The organism is Polaromonas sp. P3_C2, assembly GCF_056402675.1.
The window spans coordinates 1-1770 of the sequence record NZ_JBFUGX010000765.1; the positions used below are offsets into that span (position 1 = coordinate 1).

At 61.9% G+C, this 1770-nt stretch carries 3 protein-coding genes; 2 read left to right on the forward strand and 1 reads right to left on the reverse strand.

The genetic code is table 11. The features are described 5' to 3' along the window. Window positions 1-529 (forward strand): DUF3426 domain-containing protein (locus tag AC1DWI_RS21670; protein WP_477725732.1); only part of this gene is annotated, 529 nt, incomplete at its 5' end. Window positions 530-547: 18 nt separating this feature from the next. Further along, window positions 548-1450 (forward strand): carbohydrate kinase family protein, encoded by a 903-nt coding sequence (locus AC1DWI_RS21675; protein WP_477668372.1) that lies wholly within the window; start codon window positions 548-550, stop codon window positions 1448-1450. A gap of 72 nt (window positions 1451-1522) precedes the next feature. On the opposite strand, the gene AC1DWI_RS21680 is transcribed toward AC1DWI_RS21675, so the two are convergent. Then, window positions 1523-1770 (reverse strand): DUF167 domain-containing protein (locus AC1DWI_RS21680; RefSeq protein ID WP_477725733.1); only part of this gene is annotated, 248 nt, incomplete at its 5' end.

Here is a 1770-nt window from a genome sequence, read left to right on the forward strand (position 1 = left end):
GTTCTGGAAACGGCCGCTGACCCGGTGGACCATGGCCTTGTTATCCCTGCTGCTGCTGGCCGTGCTGGTCTTGCAGTGGGCTGTCCAGCAAAGGGACACGCTGGCCGCCCTGGAGCCCCGGCTCGTGCCGGCGCTTCAGGGTATTTGCGGCCAGTTGCACTGTGACATTCGTGCGCCGCGGCATATCGAGTCGCTGGTCATAGACAGCTCCACCTTCAACCGCATCGGCCCTGATGCCTATCGCCTCAGTTTTACGCTCAAAAACACGGGTGTGACGCTGCTGGAAATGCCGTCCCTGGAAGTGACCCTGACCGATTCGCAGGACCAGGCCGTGGTGCGCCGCATCCTGACGCCGGCACAGTTTGGCGCCAAATCGCCGACCCTGGCCCCCCGCTCCGAAATGCCCGGCCTGGTCATCATGAAAATATCCGGTGATGCGGACACTGCAGCTGCAGCGTCGCCGCCGTCTTCTGCGCCGGCGGCTCCCTTGCGAGTGGCTGGCTATCGTGTCCTGGTTTTTTACCCCTGATTGAAACGAGAGAACTGAATGTCTGCTGTTATTTGTGGCTCCCTGGCGTTTGACACCATCATGACCTTTGAGGGGCGCTTTTCGGAGCAGATACTACCCGACCAGTTGCATATCCTGAATGTGTCGTTTCTGGTGCCGGCGCTGCGCCGCGAGTTCGGTGGCTGCGCCGGCAACATCGCCTACAGCCTGCAGCAGCTTGGCGGCAAGCCGCTGCCCATGGCCACGGTCGGCAGTGACGGCGCCGAGTACGTGGAGCGCATGAAGACGCTGGGCATCAGCACGGAATTTGTGCGGCAGGTGGGCGACACCTATACCGCCCAGGCGATGATCATGACCGACCGGGACAACAACCAGATCACGGCTTTTCATCCGGGTGCCATGATGCAGGCCCATATCACCCGCATTGACGCACGCGATGACATCAAGCTGGGCATTATTTCGCCTGACGGGCGCGATGCCATGCTGCAGCATGCCGAGCAGTTCAAGCTGGCCGGTATCCCCTTCGTTTTTGATCCAGGCCAGGGCCTTCCCATGTTTGACGGCAAGGAGCTTTCCCACTTTGTGGAACTCTCCACCTGGGTGACCGTCAACGATTACGAGGCCAAAATGCTGTGCGACCGCACGGGCCTGTCATGCGCCGAATTGTCCCGCCGGGTGCAGGGCCTGGTGGTGACGCTGGGCGCGGAAGGTTGCGAGGTCTGGATTGGCGGCGAGAAAACCCTGGTGCCACCGGTAAAGGCCGGATCAGTGGTCGACCCGACAGGGTGCGGCGACGCTTTTCGCGGGGCTTTGCTGTTTGGCCTCGAAAAAGGCTGGACGCTGGACCGCTGCGCCGCCTTGGGGAACCGGGTGGGTGCGCTCAAGATCGCCACGCGCGGTGGCCAGAACTACACGTTGAATTCCGAACAAATCAGTGCTTGAGCAAGACAGAATGGGCGCCGCCAGCTATTAAATTAATAGCATGCGATCGTTCCCTTGTCGTAGGCGGCGCGGCTATGGCTCGCGGTGGTCCAATGCTTTTAGCCATTCATTCCATGCAGCCTGGCTTGCCGCTTCAGCGCTGACGCGCAACTGCTTGCGCCTTGAGGCTTCTCCGCGGGCCAGCGTGACCGCCTGCTGCGGAACGCCAAGGCAACCGGCCAGCCATTTCACCAGCGCCTGATTGGCTTTGCCGTCCACGGGCGGTGCCTGCAATCGCAGGCGCAGCGCCTGCTGCCCGGCCTCTCCATGCAGGCCCATCA

Bases quoted from the DNA above. Each gene is read 5' to 3' on its own strand.
- AC1DWI_RS21675 (WP_477668372.1), top strand. From the start codon at position 548: ATGTCTGCTGTTATTTGTGGCTCCCTGGCGTTTGACACCATCATGACC.